Source organism: Nonomuraea cypriaca, assembly GCF_015645445.1.
GTDB lineage: Bacteria > Actinomycetota > Actinomycetes > Streptosporangiales > Streptosporangiaceae > Nonomuraea > Nonomuraea cypriaca.
In genome coordinates this window covers 16348-33048 of record NZ_JADOGI010000118.1, presented here as the reverse complement: position 1 = coordinate 33048, position 16701 = coordinate 16348, and the positions used below count along the sequence as shown (strand labels likewise).

General features: G+C 69.9%; 17 protein-coding genes. 10 read left to right on the top strand and 7 right to left on the bottom strand.

Translation table 11 applies throughout. The features are described 5' to 3' along the window. The coding region (locus ITP53_RS32400) for a LacI family DNA-binding transcriptional regulator (protein WP_195899255.1) at nt 1-1028 on the bottom strand (1028 nt) is incomplete at its 3' end. 228 nt (nt 1029-1256) lie between these two features. Between ITP53_RS32400 and ITP53_RS32395 the strand changes: the two genes are divergently transcribed. The 7 genes from ITP53_RS32395 to ITP53_RS32365 all read left to right on the top strand — a co-directional run bounded on the left by ITP53_RS32395 (nt 1257) and on the right by ITP53_RS32365 (nt 10065). After that, nucleotides 1257-2558, top strand: a complete 1302-nt coding sequence (locus ITP53_RS32395) for an ABC transporter substrate-binding protein (protein WP_207756693.1) — start codon at nt 1257-1259, stop codon at nt 2556-2558. After that, complete coding sequence (locus ITP53_RS32390; protein ID WP_207756692.1) at nt 2555-3484, top strand: carbohydrate ABC transporter permease; 930 nt, start codon at nt 2555-2557, stop codon at nt 3482-3484. Before ITP53_RS32395 ends, ITP53_RS32390 begins: the two co-directional genes overlap by 4 nt. After that, entirely contained in the window at nt 3481-4326 is an 846-nt protein-coding gene (locus ITP53_RS32385) for a carbohydrate ABC transporter permease (protein WP_195899254.1), read from the top strand. The genes ITP53_RS32390 and ITP53_RS32385 overlap by 4 nt, the downstream gene beginning before the upstream one ends. A 14-nt stretch (nt 4327-4340) precedes the next feature. Then, complete coding sequence (locus ITP53_RS32380; protein ID WP_195899253.1) at nt 4341-6947, top strand: glycoside hydrolase family 78 protein; 2607 nt, start codon at nt 4341-4343, stop codon at nt 6945-6947. A 120-nt stretch (nt 6948-7067) separates the two neighbouring features. Then, nucleotides 7068-7934 (top strand): DUF4429 domain-containing protein, encoded by an 867-nt coding sequence (locus ITP53_RS32375; RefSeq protein WP_195899252.1) that lies wholly within the window; start codon nt 7068-7070, stop codon nt 7932-7934. 225 nt (nt 7935-8159) lie between these two features. Beyond that, nucleotides 8160-8876, top strand: coding sequence for a TetR/AcrR family transcriptional regulator (locus ITP53_RS32370; protein ID WP_195899251.1), 717 nt, complete (start codon nt 8160-8162; stop codon nt 8874-8876). Continuing rightward, nucleotides 8860-10065 (top strand): cytochrome P450, encoded by a 1206-nt coding sequence (locus ITP53_RS32365; RefSeq protein ID WP_195899250.1) that lies wholly within the window; start codon nt 8860-8862, stop codon nt 10063-10065. Before ITP53_RS32370 ends, ITP53_RS32365 begins: the two co-directional genes overlap by 17 nt. A gap of 12 nt (nt 10066-10077) precedes the next feature. Here ITP53_RS32365 and ITP53_RS32360 read toward each other — a convergent pair whose 3' ends face one another. Beyond that, nucleotides 10078-11253 carry an FAD-dependent monooxygenase gene (locus tag ITP53_RS32360; RefSeq protein ID WP_195899249.1) on the bottom strand — a complete coding sequence of 392 codons (1176 nt, stop codon included), beginning with the start codon at nt 11251-11253 and terminating at the stop codon, nt 10078-10080. A 42-nt stretch (nt 11254-11295) separates the two neighbouring features. Here ITP53_RS32360 and ITP53_RS32355 point away from each other — a divergent pair, with 42 nt between their 5' ends. Then, on the top strand, nt 11296-12006 hold the full coding sequence (locus ITP53_RS32355; RefSeq protein WP_195899248.1) for a TetR/AcrR family transcriptional regulator: 711 nt from the start codon (nt 11296-11298) through the stop codon (nt 12004-12006). A gap of 53 nt (nt 12007-12059) precedes the next feature. On the opposite strand, the gene ITP53_RS32350 is transcribed toward ITP53_RS32355, so the two are convergent. The 3 genes from ITP53_RS32350 to ITP53_RS32340 all read right to left on the bottom strand — a co-directional run bounded on the left by ITP53_RS32350 (nt 12060) and on the right by ITP53_RS32340 (nt 13833). Continuing rightward, on the bottom strand, nt 12060-12353 hold the full coding sequence (locus ITP53_RS32350; RefSeq protein WP_195899247.1) for a hypothetical protein: 294 nt from the start codon (nt 12351-12353) through the stop codon (nt 12060-12062). After that, nucleotides 12350-12763: a serine hydrolase domain-containing protein gene (locus tag ITP53_RS32345; protein ID WP_328816447.1), complete on the bottom strand. Its 414-nt coding sequence runs from the start codon at nt 12761-12763 to the stop codon at nt 12350-12352. Before ITP53_RS32345 ends, ITP53_RS32350 begins: the two co-directional genes overlap by 4 nt. 215 nt (nt 12764-12978) lie before the next feature. After that, nucleotides 12979-13833, bottom strand: coding sequence for a hypothetical protein (locus tag ITP53_RS32340; protein ID WP_195899246.1), 855 nt, complete (start codon nt 13831-13833; stop codon nt 12979-12981). 610 nt (nt 13834-14443) lie between these two features. On the opposite strand from ITP53_RS32340, the gene ITP53_RS32335 reads away from it, so the two are divergent. Next, the gene (locus tag ITP53_RS32335) at nt 14444-14716 is read left to right on the top strand and encodes a Tn3 family transposase (protein WP_268961200.1); all 273 of its coding nucleotides are present in this window, start codon (nt 14444-14446) and stop codon (nt 14714-14716) included. Between the two features lie 34 nt (nt 14717-14750). Here the strand turns inward: ITP53_RS32335 and ITP53_RS32330 are convergent, their stop codons facing one another. Further along, nucleotides 14751-15098, bottom strand: coding sequence for a hypothetical protein (locus ITP53_RS32330; protein WP_195899244.1), 348 nt, complete (start codon nt 15096-15098; stop codon nt 14751-14753). A 333-nt stretch (nt 15099-15431) separates the two neighbouring features. Beyond that, the gene (locus ITP53_RS32325) at nt 15432-15953 is read right to left on the bottom strand and encodes a DUF2690 domain-containing protein (RefSeq protein ID WP_195899243.1); all 522 of its coding nucleotides are present in this window, start codon (nt 15951-15953) and stop codon (nt 15432-15434) included. A 237-nt stretch (nt 15954-16190) separates the two neighbouring features. On the opposite strand from ITP53_RS32325, the gene ITP53_RS61320 reads away from it, so the two are divergent. Further along, the gene (locus ITP53_RS61320; RefSeq protein ID WP_407941338.1) at nt 16191-16697 is read left to right on the top strand and encodes a serine hydrolase; all 507 of its coding nucleotides are present in this window, start codon (nt 16191-16193) and stop codon (nt 16695-16697) included. The last annotated feature ends 4 nt before the right edge of the window (nt 16698-16701 follow it).

Below are 16701 nucleotides of genomic sequence, written 5' to 3'. Positions count from 1 at the left end.
GGGATGAGGGTCGGCGTGACGGCGAAGCGAACGGAGGCGGTGCGACCTTGGAGGCGTTCGAGCAGCAGCCGGCCGGCCGTCCTGCCCATGCTGGCGCCGTCCTGGTCGACGCTGGTCAGTGAGATGTTGTCCAGTGCGGCGAGCCGGGTGTCGTCGTATCCGGCCACGGAGACGTCGCGCGGGACGGACAGGCCGCGCTCGTGGATCGCGGCCAGCGCGCCGAGGGCCGCGAGGTCGGCTCCGGCGAAGATGGCGGTGGGGCGGGGCGAGCGGGCCAGCAGCTCGCGGGCGCCCGCATAGCCGCCCTCCTCGGTGTAGGAGGTGGTCGCGACGGCGATCTCGGCGGCGAGGCCGTGCTCCCGCATCACCCGCCGGTAGGTCTCCATCCTGATGGTGTGCAGCAGGTCGCCGGGGCGGGCGTGGCTGTGGTCCTTCTGGCCGATGTGGGCGACGCGGCGGTGGCCGAGCGCGATGAGGTGCTCGACGACCAGCTCGGCCCCGGCCTCGTCGTCGTCGAGCACCGCGTCGTAGACGGCCGAGCGCTCGTGGCGGCCGAGCACGACCGTCGGGGTGGTCTCGGCGATCTCCTCGATCTGGGACTTCGAGCCGACCGGGGCGATCATGAGGATGCCGTCCACCTGCCGGTCCACCAGCGCGTGGACGGCGCGGCGCTCGGCGGCGTGGGTGGCGGCGGAGCCCGCGCCCGCGGGGGCGCCGCCCTGCACCATGATGACCTGATAGCCGGCCTCGCCGACCTGCGCGGACAGGCCCTCGACGAGGTCGGGGAAGAACGGGTTCCTGAGGTGCGGCAGGAGCACGCCGATGGTGAAGGTACGTCCGCGCATCGCGCGGGCGGCGGCGTGCGGGCGGTAGCCGAGCTCGTCGATGGCGGCCTGCACCTTCGTGCGCATGGCCGCGCTGACGCCGTAGGCATCGCGCAGCACCTTCGACACGGCGGTGGTGGAGACCTGGGCGTGACCGGCCACATCGGCGATCGTCACCCGCCGCCGTCGATCGCGCGCGACCATGTCGCCCCCTCCCCTGGATCGGCCCACCGAATTGTACGAGCTCAAGTCGCTGATCGGATGGGTAACGTTACCCATGAAAGGTCGGATCTGTCACCGCCATTGCCAGGTTGAGCGCGGATAACGATGAGGACCGTTCCTCAGATTCACCCTTGACGACCCCTCCGGTAACGCTTACGTTAACTCGCATCGGGGGTTGTTAAAACGTTTCAACAAACCCGGAGGGGCGTTGTGAAGACCTCTCACCGCACGCTGGGAGCGGCGCTGGCCGTTGCCTCGATGGCGGCCCTGTCCTCCTGCGGCTCGGGCTCCGAGCCCGCCGCCGACGGCACCGTGACCCTGGCCTTCCTGGTCGACAACAGCCAGGCGACCGTGGACACTGCCAAGGCGCTCACGGACGCCTTCATGCGGTCGAACCCGACCATCAAGATCGAGACAGAGACGCGGCCGGGCGGCAGCGAGGGCGACAACATCGTCAAGACCCGGCTGTCCACGGGCGACATGTCGGATGTCTTCTGGTACAACTCCGGCTCGCTCCTCCAGGCGCTCAACCCGGCCCAGACCATGGTCGACCTCACCGGCGATCCCGTGCTGCGGAACGTCCAGGAGGACTTCCTGCCGGTGGTGACGCAGGCCGGCAAGGTGTACGGCGTCCCCGGCGGCACCGCCATGGGCGGCGGCATCCTCTACAACCGCAAGGTCTACGAGCGGCTCGGCCTCCGAGTGCCCACGACGTGGGCCGAGTTCACGGCCAACAACGACAAGATCAAGGCCGCCGGGATCACGCCCGTGATCACTACGTTCAAGGACACCTGGACCTCGCAGCTGCTGGTGCTCGGCGACTACTACAACGTCCAGGCCGCGGTGGCGAACTTCGCGCAGGACTACACGGCCAACAAGGTCAAGTTCGCGGCCACGCCGTCCGCCCGCGCCGGCTTCGAGCACCTGGCCGAGGTGCACGCCAAGGGATACGCCAACGAGGGCTTCGGCTCGGCCACCGCCGACCAGGGCATGAAGATGCTGGTGGAGGGCAAGGGCGCGCACTACCCCATGCTCAGCGCCCAGCTCCCGCCGCTGATGGCCACGATGCCGCAGGCGGGCACCGATGTCGGCTTCTTCGGCGTCCCCGGCACCGACGCGGCCACGCACGGCGCCACCATCTGGGAGCCTGCGGGCATCTACATCGCCAGGACCTCCGAGCACCTCGACGCGGCCAAGAAGTTCCTGGCCTTCGTGGCCTCGCCCGCCGCCGCCGACGCGGTGAACAAGGCCGTCCAGCCGGCCGGGCCGTACCGGGTCGAGGGCGCCGAGTTGCCCGACGACGCCATCCAGGTGGCCAAGGACCTGCAGACCTACATCGACAAGGGCGCCACCGCGCCCGCGCTGGAGTTCGTCTCCCCGGTCAAGGGCCCGTCGCTGGAGCAGATCACCGTCGCGGTGGGCTCCGGGCTGACGCCGCCCGCCGAGGGGGCCGCCCAGTACGACGACGACGTGGAGAAGCAGGCCAAGCAGTTGGGGCTCGCGGGGTGGTGACCAGGCAGGACGCCGGACCCCGCGCGGGGCCCGGCCTGGCACCGGAACCGGAGCGCGCCGGGCCGGCCAGGCGCAGGTCCGCCTACTCGTACGCGCTGTACCTGCCGGCCGCCGTCGTCTACCTGGTGATCTTCCTGGTGCCGACGGTGATGGCGTTCTACTTCGCGCTGACCCGCTGGACCCTGTTCGACAGCACCTTCGTCGGCCTGGACAACTTCCGCGACTTCCTGGCCGAGCAGAACCTGCGCATCGGCTTCCAGAACACGATCGTCTACGCGGTCGTCACCAGCGGGCTGAAGGTCGTGCTCGGTCTGCTGCTGGGGGTGCTGCTCACGTCCAGGCTGCGGCTGCGCGGCTTCCTGCGCTCGGTGGTGTTCTTCCCCGTCCTGGTCTCCACGGTCGCCGTCGGCATCACCTTCAGCGTGCTCCTGAAACCCGACACCGGCCTGGTCGACAAGGCGCTCGCGCTGGTCGGCGTGGACGGCCGCGACTGGCTCGGCGACGCCGCCACCGCGCTGCTGTCCGTCGCCCTGGTCGACGTCTGGAAAGGCGTCGGCCTGGCCACCGTCATCTACATCGCCGGCATCCTGTCGATCCCGCCCGACTACTACCAGGCGGTCGCCGTGGACGGCGGCAACGCCTGGCACCGGTTCCGGCACATCACCCTGCCGCTGTCCTGGCCCGCGACCTACTCCGTGATCATCCTGTCGTTCATCGGCGGGCTGCGGTCGTTCGACCTCATCTGGACGATGACGCGCGGCGGGCCCGGCTTCACCAGCGACACCATCGCCTCGATCATCTACAAGCAGTACCAGGCCGGCTTCTTCGGCCTGTCCACCGCGGGGAACGTGCTGCTCTTCCTCGTCGTCACCGCCATCGTCGTCCCGCTCAACCACTACCTCGGCAAGAGGCAGGTCGCCGCATGAGAGCCAAAGCCCGTGTGGTTGTACTGCGCAGGCTCAGCGCCGAGACGGTCGCGCTCGTGGTCGCGGCCGTCGTCTTCCTGATCCCGTTCGCCCTCATGCTGCTGACCGCCGTCAAGGACCCGGCCCAGGCCATCGACCTGGACTTCGCCTGGCCGGCCGAATGGCGGATCGCCGAGAACCTCACCGCGGTGATCGAGGCGCGCGACTACGTGCTGCTGCGCGCGTACGTCAACAGCACGATCCTCACGGTCGCCTCGGTCGCGCTCATCGTGGTCTTCGCGGCGATGGCCGCCTTCGTCCTGCAACGCCGGCCAGGCAGGGTAGCCAGGCTGGCCGACTTCCTCGTGCTGTCTGGGCTGATCATCCCGCCCGCGATCGTGCCCACCATCTGGCTGCTGCAGGCGCTCGGCCTGTTCAAGACCATGCCCGGCCTGATCCTGGTCGAAGTCGCCTTCAACCTGTCATTCGCGGTGCTGTTGTTCCGCGCCTTCATCGCGGCCATCCCCCGCGAGCTCGACGAGGCCGCCATGATCGACGGGTGCGGCGGGCTGCGGTTGTTCCTCCAAGTGATCTTCCCGCTGCTCCGCCCGGTCACCATCACGGTGATCCTGACCAGCTCGGTGGCCGTGTTCAACGACTTCGTCAACCCGCTCTACTTCCTGCCGGGCGACGACAACGCCACCGTGCAGGTCACCCTCTACAACTTCCAGAGCCAGTACAACACCCAGTGGAACCTGCTGTTCATGGACATCGTCCTGATCACCATCCCGCCGTTGCTGGCCTTCGTCTTCTTCAACCGCAAGATCGTCGCCGGCATGACCGCCGGTGCCATCAAGGGCTGACCCGAAGGAGCACCTTGCCGCACGTCACACCGCCTGCCTTCGAACACCACCTCGACCCCCTCGGCATCGGGGCGTCCGCCCCCCGCCTGTCCTGGACCGTCACCGGCGACGCCCCCGGCTGGGCGCAGCGGGCGTACGAGATCGAGCTCAGCGACGGCACCGCGACCGGCGTCGTCGAATCCGGCCGGTCGGTGCTGGTCCCCTGGCCCGGCACGCCGCTGACCTCCCGCGAACGCCGCGCCGCCCGCGTCCGCGTCCACGGGCGCGACGGCTCGGCCGGCGACTGGAGCCCCTGGTCCTGGGCGGAGGCCGGGCTCCTCGACCCGGCCGACTGGCGGGCCGGCGCGGCGGCGCCGCCCACGGCGCTGCTCGGCGCGCCCGACGGCCCCGCCCTCCTGCTGCGCCGCAACTTCACCGTCCGCGGCCCGGTGGAACGCGCCCGCCTGTACGTCACCGCCCACGGCCTCTACGAGACCGAGCTCAACGGCCAGGTCGCCGGCGACGACGTGCTCGCCCCCGGCTGGAGCAGTTACGGCCACCGCCTGCGCTACCGCACCCACGACGTCACCGCACTGCTGCGCGAAGGCGCCAACGTCATCGGCGCCACCATCGCCGACGGCTGGCACCGCGGCCGCCTCGGCTTCGGCGGCGGCAATACCGGCGTGTACGGCGACCGCACCGCCCTCATCGCCCAGCTCGAGATCACCTACGCCGACGGCGGCACCGACCTGGTGACCACCGACGGCGCCTGGCGCTGCGCCCCCGGCCCGGTCACCGCCGCCGGCCTGTACGACGGCGAGCACCACGACGCCCGCCTCCTACCGCCCGGCTGGTCCTTCCCCGGCTTCGACGACGCCTCCTGGCTGCCCGCCGACGTGCTGGATCACGACCCCGCCCTGCTGGTCGCGCCCTCCGGACCCCCGGTGCGGCGGGTGGACACCCTGCGGCCGGCGAAGGTGCTGACCGGGCCCGGCGGGGAGACCATCCTCGACTTCGGCCAGAACCTCTCCGGCCGCCTGCGCATCCGCGTGCAGGGCCCGGCCGGGCACACCGTCACGCTCCGCCACGCCGAGGTCCTGGAGGGCGGCGCGCTCGCGCTGCGCCCGCTGCGCCGCGCCGCCGCGCTGGACCGGTACACGCTGCGCGGCGACGGCACGGCCGAGGAGTGGGAGCCGCGCTTCACCATCCACGGCTTCCGCTACGCCCAGGTCGACGGCTGGCCGGGAAGGCTGGAGCCGGACGCGGTCGAGGCGGTGGTCTGTCACACCGGCATGGAGCGGATCGGCTGGTTCGAGTGCTCAGAACCCGCGCTCAACCGGCTGCACGAGAACGTGGTGTGGAGCATGCGCGGCAACTTCGTCGACCTGCCCACCGACTGCCCCCAGCGCGACGAGCGGCTCGGCTGGACCGGCGACATCCAGGTCTTCGGCCCGACCGCGAGCTTCCTGTACGACTGCGCCGGCATGCTCGGCTCCTGGCTCGCCGACCTGGCCGCCGAGCAGGCCGAACTGGGCACCGTGCCGCACTACGTGCCGTGGGTCCCGCTGCTGTCCCCGCCCGGGCCGGCCGCCGCCTGGGGGGACGCCGCGGTGATCGTGCCGTGGACGCTCTACCAGCGATACGGCGACCTGGGCCTGCTGCGCGAGCAGTACCCCAGCATGAAGGCGTGGGTGGACCACGTCGCCGCGCTGGCCGGCGAGAAGCACCTGTGGGACGAGGGCTTCCAGTTCGGCGACTGGCTCGACCCCACCGCGCCGCCTGAACGCCCGTTCGAGGCGCGTACCGAGCCGGCCCTGGTGGCCACCGCCTACCTGGCGCACTCCGCGCGCCTGCTGGCCGAGACCGCCACACTGCTGGGCCACGCGGACGACGGCCGCCGCTACGGTGAGCTCGCCGGCCGGGTGCGGGCCGCCTTCGAGTCGGCGTACGTGACGGCCTCGGGCACGATGACCAGCGATTCGCAGTCCGCCTACGCGCTGGCACTGCGGTTCGGGCTCATCTCGGATGACGCGCGCCGCGCCGGCGCCGGCCGCCGCCTGGTCGAGCTGGTCCGGGAGAACGGCCACCGCATCGGCACCGGCTTCGTCGGCACTCCCCTCATCTGCGACGCGCTCACCGGCATCGGCGCCTGCGACGACGCGTACCGGCTGCTGCTGCAGACCGAATGCCCGTCCTGGTTGTACGCGGTGACGATGGGCGCCACCACCATCTGGGAGCGCTGGGACAGCATGCTGCCCGACGGCACGGTCAACCCCGGCGAGATGACCTCCTTCAACCACTACGCGCTGGGCGCGGTCGCCGACTGGATGCACCGCACCGTCGCGGGCCTGGCCCCCGCCGCGCCTGGTTACCGCCGGCTGCTCGTCCGTCCCCGTCCAGGCGGCGGCCTCACCCACGCCAGGGCCGCGCACGTCACCCCGTACGGCCGGGCGGAGGTGAGCTGGGAACGCACCGGCGACCGGCTGGAGGTGCACCTGCTCGTCCCGCCGAACACCACCGCCGAGGTGTACCTGCCCGCCGAGCCCGAGCGGCCCGTCCAGGCCGGCGCGGGGCGGCACGTCTTCCACTGCGCGTACCGGGATCCCGCCGGCGACCCCGTCCAGGACCGCACCATGAAATGAATTGTTTCGCCGACCATTGCCGGCCGCTTATCTCACCGGCATTTCCGTGAGCCCTTACCGCGGCGGCACCGCCCGATCGGGCGGTGCCCTATGTGCCCACGTGCGTCCTAAAATCGGGTCATGGACGAGTTGCGGGGCAGGTCAGCGATATGGCGGTTCGATAGCGACAAGGTAATCATTCAATATGATTCCAGGTGGCGCGCCCACCCCCTGCTGAAAGTCCTCGCCCGTTGCGAGGTCCCCGTGCCGGCCATCGCGTCGGTGGATTTCGCCTCCACCCCCAAGAAGGGCTGGCAGATGCAGCTGCGGCTGCGCGATCGGGCGGACCCCTACGCGGCCGTCGGGGCACAGCTCGCCGAGAAGGGACAGCCCTTCCTGCTGACCGGCGGGGCCGACACGACGCTCATCGCCGAATACCAAGCCGATCAGCTCCGGCTCGCGGCTGAGGCCGCGCGCGCGCTCGACGGCCCTCCGGCCGCGATGCTCGCCCTGGGGCTCGTTCCGCCCGTGCCGTTGCACATCAAGACGGTGGAGGGCACGGCGCTGTTCGACGGTGAGACGATCCGGCTGGAGTGGTCCGATGACGCGAGCTCCCGCAAGAGGAAGAAGCGCCGGATGGAGTACCGACTGGCGGACATCCGACGGGTCGACTGGGTCCCGGGGCCGTGGACCGAGGGCTATCTGCGGATCGTGACGTGGGACGCGGACCCCGGCTCCACGCCGGCCAAGCCGAGCAAGGACTTCGCCTGCCTGCTCACCGAGAACAGCTCGAAACAGGACGCCTGGACGCTGGTGATGGCCGCGACCATGACGGCTCACCTCTGGGCGATGACGGACCGGCCGGCCGGGCCTCCGGAGCTCGCCGCCGCCCCGGACGCGCGGACCGTCTACGACCGTATCCGCGAGCTCGGGCTGCTGCACGAGGAGGGCCTGCTCACCGACGAGGAGTTCGCGGCGAAGAAGGCCGAGCTGCTCGACCGCCTGTGAGCCCGGCGGCCACCTTCGCCCGGCGCCCGGCCTCAGCACACCGGCAGGTTCGGGGGACATCGGCACGGTCTTGAGCAGCTGAGCGACGCGGCAGAGCTTAAAGCAGTCGCTTGACTTAAGGTGACTGTGCGGGTTGACTGTCGGTTGGCTCAGCAGGTCAGCGTGCTCGTGGGAGGTGTGCCAGGTGATGTCCGGCAACGCGTCGATCCCCGTGCGGTGGTGAGCATGGCCGTGCGAGCTGAGCGGGTCAGCGCGACGCGGGAGCAGATCCTGGTGGCGGCGGAGCGGCTGTTCGCCGAGCACGGGGTGCTCGCCGTATCCAACCGCCAGGTCAGCGAGGCCGCCGGGCAGGGCAACAACGCCGCGGTCGGCTACCACTTCGGCGCCAAGGCCGACCTCGTACGCGCCATCGTCCGCAAGCACACCGAGCCGATCGAGCGGGTGCGCGCCCGGATGGTGGCCGAGACGGGCGACTCCACGGACGTGCGGGACTGGGTGGCCTGCATGGTGCGCCCGGTCACCGAGCACCTGGGCGCCCTGGGCAGCCCCACCTGGTTCGCGCGGTTCGGCGCCCAGGTGATGACCGACCCCGCGCTCCGCGAGATCATGGTCGAGGAGGCTCTGACCTCGCCGTCGCTGCGGCGGATTCTCGACGGAGTGCACCAGTCCGTCCCCGCACTGCCGCCCGAGGTCCGCGCCGAGCGCGACGCCATGGCCAGGCAGTTGATGGTGCACACCTGCGCGGCGCGCGAGCACGCGCTCGCCGAAGGCTTCCCCACCCCCCGGTCGACCTGGCACGGCGCCGCGACCGGGCTGATCGACGCGATCGCCGGCCTGTGGCTGGCGTCCGTCACGGACGATTCTCCGCGGGCGCTGCCCGCTGTCCCGCCGCCTGACGCGGCACAGGTTCACTTGGAAGGAAGCCATGACAGTCACGCCTGAGACTCCGGAGTTCCCGATGGCAAGGGCTGCGGGGTGCCCGTTCGATCCGCCGCCGGGCCTGCGGTCCCGCCAGGAGGAGGCCCCGATCGCGAAGGTCAGGCTGTGGGACGGCAGCACGCCGTGGCTGGTGACCCGCTACGCCGATCAGCGGGCGTTGATGGCGGACCGCAGGGTCAGCTCCGACATCTCCCGGCCCGGCTACCCGAGCCCGGGCGCGGCCCCGTCCGGCGGCTCGCCCGTCAGCTTCATCCTGATGGACGACCCCGAGCACGCCCGGCTGCGCCGGATGGTGCAGGCGCCGTTCACCGTCAGGCGGGTGGAGACCATGCGCCCGGCCGTGCAGAAGATCGTGGACCGGCTGATCGACGACCTGCTGGCCGGGCCGAAGCCGGTGGACCTGGTGGAGGCGTTCGCCCTGCCGGTGCCCTCCCTGGTGATCTGCGAGCTGCTCGGGGTTCCGTACGCCGATCATGACTTCTTCCAGGACAACAGTAAGACCATCATCAGGCGCGACGCGGCGCCCGATGAGCGCGTCGCCGCCTTCGGCCGGTTGTCCGCGTACCTCGACGGCCTGGTGGGTGACAAGCTCGACCGACCCGCCGACGATCTGCTGTCCAAGCTGGCCGGGCGGGTCGAGGCCGGGGAGTTGTCCAGGCAGGAGGCGGCGCGGATGGGCGTGCTGCTGCTGGTCGCCGGACACGAGACCACCGCCAACATGATCGCCCTCGGCACGGCCGCCCTGCTTGAGCACCCCGGCCAGCTGGCCGTGCTGCGCGAGAGCGACGATCCGAAGCTGGTCGCGGGTGCGGTGGAGGAGCTGCTGCGCTACCTGAACATCACCCACAACGGGCGCCGCCGGGTGGCGCTCGCGGACATCGAGATCGCCGGCCAGGTCATCCGCGCCGGCGACGGGCTGATCCTGGCCAACGACATCGGCAACCGGGATCCGGCCGCCTTCCCCGACCCCGACCGGCTGGACCTGCGGCGCGACTCCCGCCACCACGTGGCCTTCGGCTTCGGCGTGCACCAGTGCCTGGGCCAGCCCTTGGCCCGGATGGAGCTGCAGGTCGTCTACGGCACGCTCTACCGGCGCATCCCCACGCTGCGGCTCGCCACGAGCCTGGACCGGATCCCGTTCAAGCACGACGGCGCGGTCTACGGTGTCTACGAGCTGCCCGTGACCTGGTGACGTCCGCGCCGCTCAGGCGCTGACGGACGCCTCCCAGTCAATGTGGTGCTCGTAGATCCAGCGACTCGGGTCGGCGCCGGTCCTGGCCGCGTGCTTCATGGCCAGGCTCATGATCACGTCGCGGGGCACCCGGGCCAGCGGGTTCAGCGCCTTCCAGCCGCCGGTGCGGTTGCCCTGCCGGACGACGCGTTCGACCCGCTGCCGCCGCAGCCGCTCGTACGCGGTGAACGCTGCCGCCACGCCGGGGCCGTCGCGCAGGCATTTGGCCAGGACGACGGCGTCCTCGACGGCCATGGCCGCGCCCTGCCCGATCGATGGGGCGGTGGCGTGGGCGGCGTCGCCGATGACGATCATCCGGTCCCGGTGCCAGACCGGCACGCCGGGGACGTCGTACGTGCTCCAGCCCGTCAGCATCTCGCCGGTCGCCGCGATGAGGTCGAGCGCTGGGCCGCGGTCCCGCGCGAAGAGTGCGCTCAGCCGAGCCCGCCACTCGTCCGGGGTGATCCCGGCCAGCTCGGCGGGGGTGAGCTCGGTGGGCTGCGCGGGGTTCGCGGCCCACCACACCTCTCCGTCCGGATGCGCCGTGTAGACGAAGAAGCAGCGCCTCCCGAAGACGGCTCGCATCATGCCCGGCTCCGATCCGGTCGCGACGCCGCGCGCGTAGCCGCCGATGTTGAGCAGCCCGGTGTAGCGGGTGCCTGGAGCCGCCGGATCGATGATCCTCCGGGTCGTCGAACGCAGGCCGTCGGCGCCGATGAGCAGGTCGCCCTCGGCCACGCTTCCGTCGGCGAACGTCGCCCGCACGCCGTCCCCGGTGCGTACGGCGCCGGCCAGGCGCTTGCCGTACTCGATGCGCACGTCCTGGTCGCGCAGGAACCGGTAGAGGTCGGCGCGCTTGACGGTTCTGCTCGCCACGCCGTCCAGGGAGTAGGACAGCTCGCCGAGCCGCCGGCCGGAGCCGCTGGTGATCGTGATGCCGGGGGTGTCGAAGCCGAGCCCGCTGATGTCCAGGTCGAGCGCGCGTAAGGCGTCGAGCGCGTTGGGCGCGAGGGTGAGGAAGGCTCCCGCGTCGTCGGCCGTCCTGTCGTAGGCCTCGTGAACGACCGCGTCGATCCCGGCCTTGCGCAGGGCGATCGCGCTCGCCGTGCCCGCGATGCCACCGCCCGCGACCAGTGCTGTGTATGTCATACACCGAGTGTATGACATACACCACGCACTACACTTGAGCCGGTGAACGACGATCTGTGGGAACGCCTGGCCAAGCCGGCGCCGGAGCCCAGGACGGGCCTGAGCCTGGGCCGCATCGCGCGAGGGGCGGTGGAGGTGGCCGACGAGGGCGGCCTGGACGCGGTGTCCATGGCCAGGGTCGCCGAGCGCCTGGGGTTCACGACCATGTCGCTCTACCGGCACGTCAAGAGCAAGAACGAGTTGCTGCTGCTGATGCTGGACTCGGTCGCGGCCGTGCCCGCCGAGCTCGACGAGCCCTGCGCCGGCTGGCGGGACGGCCTGCGGCGGTGGTGCCGGGCGCAGTGGGAGATGTTGCGGGCCCACACCTGGATCGTCCGGTTGCCCGTGACCGGGCCGCCCGTCACGCCCAACCAGCTCGCGTGGACCGACCGCGCCCTCGCCACGCTGGCCGGCACCGGGCTCGGCGAGCGCGACAAGGCCGGCGTGGTGCTCCTGGTGGCCACGTACATGCACGCCACCGCGCGGCTGAACGCGGACCTCGGCACCGCCGCCTCGGGGACGTCGATCGCCGCCCACAACGCCCTGCTCGGCTCCCTCGTGGACGCGCGGCACCTTCCCGCGCTGCGCAGGGCGGTCGACGCGGGAGCGTTCGACTACCCGCCGGACACACCCGAGGACGAGCGGCGCCTCGACTACGAGTTCGGCCTGGCCAGGATCCTGGACGGCGTGGAGGCCCTGATCAGGGCCGCGTGATCCGGCCGGTGGACGACCGTGTGGCTCGTGGCGTGGACCGCACGGTCAGGGCGTCACGCCGGGAAGTCCTTCGGGTTGACCGAGCTGGTACGCGCGTTGCCGCCCTTGACCGGGTTGAGGGTCAGGGTCCAGATGGAATACTGCCTGGAGGTCGTGGCGAACTTCAGCCGGTCGTTGAAGCGCTGGTACACCGCGCTCCTGGCGAACCTGCCCTTCGACGTGCTGAACCGGTAGCCGGTGGTGAAGTAGATCCGGTACGTGCCGTCCCTGACGTCCCTGACGTTCGCGGTGGACCTCGCGCGAACGTAGACGCTGATCGCCTTGCTCTTGCCCCTGACCAGGGTCACCACCCCGTCCCGCGAGGTGCCGTTCTTGATCTTGAGTCGGCCCGCGCCGCCGCTGATGCGGTCGTACAGGATCCTGCCGTTGCCAGGGCGTTCTTCTGCCGGCCGGCTTCCTCGTAGCGGTAGTAGATGTGGGCGTGCGGCTCAGGGATCTCCGGCGAGGCGTCCGGCACCACCGTGCCCGACGGCCCGAGCGGCCCCAGGATCCGTTGCCGCATCTCCTCGGCCAGCGAGCGGCCCGTGACCTTCTCGATCAGCAGCCGGGCCAGCACGTAGTTGGTGTTGGAATAGCTCCAGCCCGTCCCCGGCTCGAACCGGGCCGGCTTGGACAGCGCCAGACGTACCAGCTCCTCGGGCCGGTAGGTGTGGAACCGGTTGTCCACCCACTCCTTACCCGTGGTGCCGTAGGGCACTCGGTGACCGAACCGGTGGCCCGGGAGGTGACCGGGCAGGTCGACAGAAAGTTACGCGATGGTGTCCCTTCCGGCTGAAGTCGGCGGAGGGGGACGCGTTGACCTGCAGTTCGACATGTTGATGCGAACGGGTTCGGGTGGGATCATTCAGGTCTTGTTGTCGGTGGACCGACGATCAGAATCGACAATCCAAACGGTCGCAACCCAGATCCTCTTCACAACCCGGATCTGGGTTGCCGGAGCTGACCAGCACCCGCCTGCTTCCGATTCGCGACGATCTGGGCGACGGCGGCGCTGATCGTGCTGACGCACAGCCCGACCGGCACCGCGAAGACGGCGTAGACCCACAGAGTGTCCTGAATGCTCTCCTGATCGCCCAAGCCTGGGTCGATCGTGAAATAGACGGAGCAGAGCAGAAGCGGGCCGGCCGTACCCGCGAGGGCACCGCTCATCCATCGGCCCTGTTGCGCCGCCGCCCATGCCGCGACGATACCGCTGACCATGACCGGTCCGATCAGCCCGGCGGTGACCCCCCCGGCCTCCACGAACGTCGCTTTCACCACGTACTCACCGGCGCCGCTGCTTAACACGCGTTCCGTGAGCATGGGGTCGAAGGTCGGCGGGCTATCCCACCACCACGGTCTGCTGAATTCCAGAAGGGAGACCCACAGGGTGTAGGCCACTAGGCCGACCCCGACCTCCCGATGCCGTAGCGCCGCCATCGCCGCGGCGACGCCGATCGCGCCGCCGATGATCGTCGCCCAGGCCACCTCGGATGGGCTGGAGTTGAGGGCGTCTTCCGGCGCTGCGGATGCCAGGCCGTACAGAAGCGGGGCAGCGGTCAGGCAGGAGCCGAGCCAAGCCGCCGGCGGCAGCCACAGCCAGGACCACGGCGCACGCTGGAACACGCGGTACGTGATCGCGGAGGCGACCAGTGTGGACGCGGCCGGATACCACGTGGAACGGGTCACCGCGTGGTCCCAGTCGATGTATTCATCGAACGGGCCCGCTTCGGTCGTCCACTGATTGATGCCGAAGCGATCCGCGGCGAGGACCTGCACGGCGGCCACAGCCGCAGCGACCAGCGCGCAAACGGTTGAGGCTGCGAGCCGCCACCTCACGCTTCCGCCCCGAGACTCTGCCAACGGGGCGGAGCATCCATCCCGCCGGCCGTCACGCGCAAAGCCGTCATGGCCGGCATTCTGCAGCACCAAGACCCGACTCAACCTGAACACTGGCACCAGTACCGACAGCAACACGTGAACACCAACACCTTCAACTGCAACCGACAGATGGCATCGCCTCGTCACCGGACAGGTGACTGCGGGAGGGGCTCTTCCGCCGTCAGGTTCGGGGGTGCCAACCTGCCCGAACCGCGAAGGAAGAGCCCGTGGTGGAACCGTACGTACGACACAGTCACGCCGACTGACTGCTTTGTGGCCGCGAAGGAGACCTTTGACTGTCTGATCGGACGGCTCACCGACCCCGCGAGCGTGAGGCTGACGCACGATCGGCTGGAGGAGATGCTCCACGAGCAAGGGCGGGAGCTGCTGCGCCAGCTCCTACAGGCGCATCTGGACCTGCGAGCGCGACGTGAGCAACAGGCGGTCCCGGCCGCCCGCCGTGACGGCGCCGGGGCTTTGAGGGTGACCGACGGCGTGGTGCGCCGACGGGCCGCACCTGATCCAGCAAACCGAACAGGCCTGGTGCCTGACTGTGTTGACCAACGCCGTGGTGACGTGGACGACCGAGTGTTACACCCTGGCCGTCCAGCAGCTGCGGGCCGACGGCCGCGCGGTTCCCGATGAGGTTCTGGCACACATCTCACCCGGCCACTCCGACAACATCAACTTCTTCGGCGTCATCAACGTCGACATCGAAGCCGAACTCGCCAAACTCAGCGGCGGCTGGCGGCCACTGCGGCCCGCCCAGCTTCACGAGCTGGGGCTATAACGCCTGGCGCAGCAGACCCATCCCTGGAAGGTCGTCAACAAGCCCTGAGGTTGTAGAACGTGCCGGGCTCCCTGTAGTAGTGGGTCCTTGACTCGCCATGCCGAATGGTCCAGCACGGTCCATCGGGCCATGACGAGATCGTCGCCCTCACCTGATTCGTCTGCCCACACTTGCTCTTGATCTTGACGCTTCGATAGAAGCCGACATCGTTGACCCAGATGTCGTAGCACGGGATCATCGTACCGGCCTTGCGCGCCGGGCTTTCGGACTGCGCGGCTGGTGTTGTGAGTCCGTCGGCGTTGGCGCCTGCGGTGCCCGCGAAGCCGACTCCAGCGAGGGTGCCGGCCAGCACGAGTGCGCTCCCTTTGATCCCGATACGCACAGCGTTTCCTCCTTCTTCTCTCGGGTCGGCGCGACGGTGGGTCGAGCCGGATCAAACCCCGCCTGTTGACCAAATTGGCGGACGTATCTCCTCCATCGGTATGATCTTGAAAGGACGCGAGTGATCACGGAGTCGAAGACCACCCGCTGCGACTCAGTCGCCGGTCGAGGGGGAGAAACAGCTGGTCCGTCCACTGCGGATCGGTCAGGCCACGCAGCGCGGCGACGTTCAGGTATGCGTAGAGGTCCGGCCCGCGGCGGCCGCATCGGCGGAACCGGGCCACCGGCGGGCAGGCCATCGTCTTCCGGAACCCCGCCGGCCGAAGGGCGTGGCCTAGTCGCAGGCCTTCGGTGTGGTGCCGCTGCCCTTGTTGGCGCGGCCGATCCCGGCTGTCACCGTGCCCGTGGCCTTGGCGCAGACGCCGCTGGGGGCGTAGACCATGTTGCCCCAGTGGTGCCCGCCATTCCCGGGCCGATAGGTGAAGGATCTGCTCTTGGTGCTGGTGTAGACCGTGATGGTGCCGGTACCGCTCGTGGCGACCGACACCTCGCCCCAGTTGGTTCCGCAGTGACGGGAGTAGAACAGCCGGATCGCGCCCAGGTGGTCTCCGACCTCGTTCTTCAGCGAGGCCTTCTTCCCGGTGTTCACCTTGGTCTTGGCGCACCCGCTGCTGTAGGGATCCTTTCCGTCGTACGGGTGAGCGCTCGCCGGCCCTGCGGTCCCCACCACCGAGAGGGAGGCGGCTTGGGCCGCACCGTTCATCAGAGCGGTGGCCAGGAGACCACTGGCCAGGGCGGCGCTCGTGCCGAAGACGGCCATCGTCCTGGTGATCGACGTCATGGTGTAGTGACTCATAAAGTGACGGCGGGCCTGCTTGTCAGAGTGCATCGCCCGGCCCGTTGTTCCGACGTTTGGGCGTCTGGCCTTTCGTGGTCCACTCTTGCGGCGGTCAGACTCGCGAGTCTGTGTCGAAGTGCACACTGGCGGAACTTTTTTGGATAGGCCGAAAACGCGGCCGACCGGCCGCCACAGCGGAGGGCCGAAGGTGCTCGATAAAAGACGAGATCGCACGGGCGGGTCGAGATGCGCATTATGTCCGCGCAGGGCCTTCATCTCGGCAGAGCTGTCGACGCCCGCAACATTTCTACAGGACGATCACAACACGACCTGCCGCAACACAGCGATTTCCTGGGGAAGGACCTGCTCGCCCACCAGCTGGGCGAGAGCGGCCTGGCGCCGGGCGAGCGTGAGCGCCTGGCCACCGCGCTGCAGGCGATTGACAGCCCTCCGCTCCCCTGCCGGAACGGAGGGCTTGTTCCTGTGTTGCGCAGCTACCGGCAGTTCGTCCAGTCGCCGGCGCTTTCCCACGAGCAGTGCGAAACCGCAGGCCAGCGCTACGAGCGAGTTTTGGCACCGGACAGGCTGGCGTTGTCCAAGCCGGTGCGGTTTGAGCCGGGGACGGACTGGAGCTATTCCAACACCAACTACGTGCTGGCCAGGATGCTGATCGAGAAGGTCACCGGACGCTCGTTCGCCGAGGAGTTGCAGCGGCTGATCCTGGGGCCGCTCGGGATGTCGGACACCGTGGCGCCGGCGTAGCGGG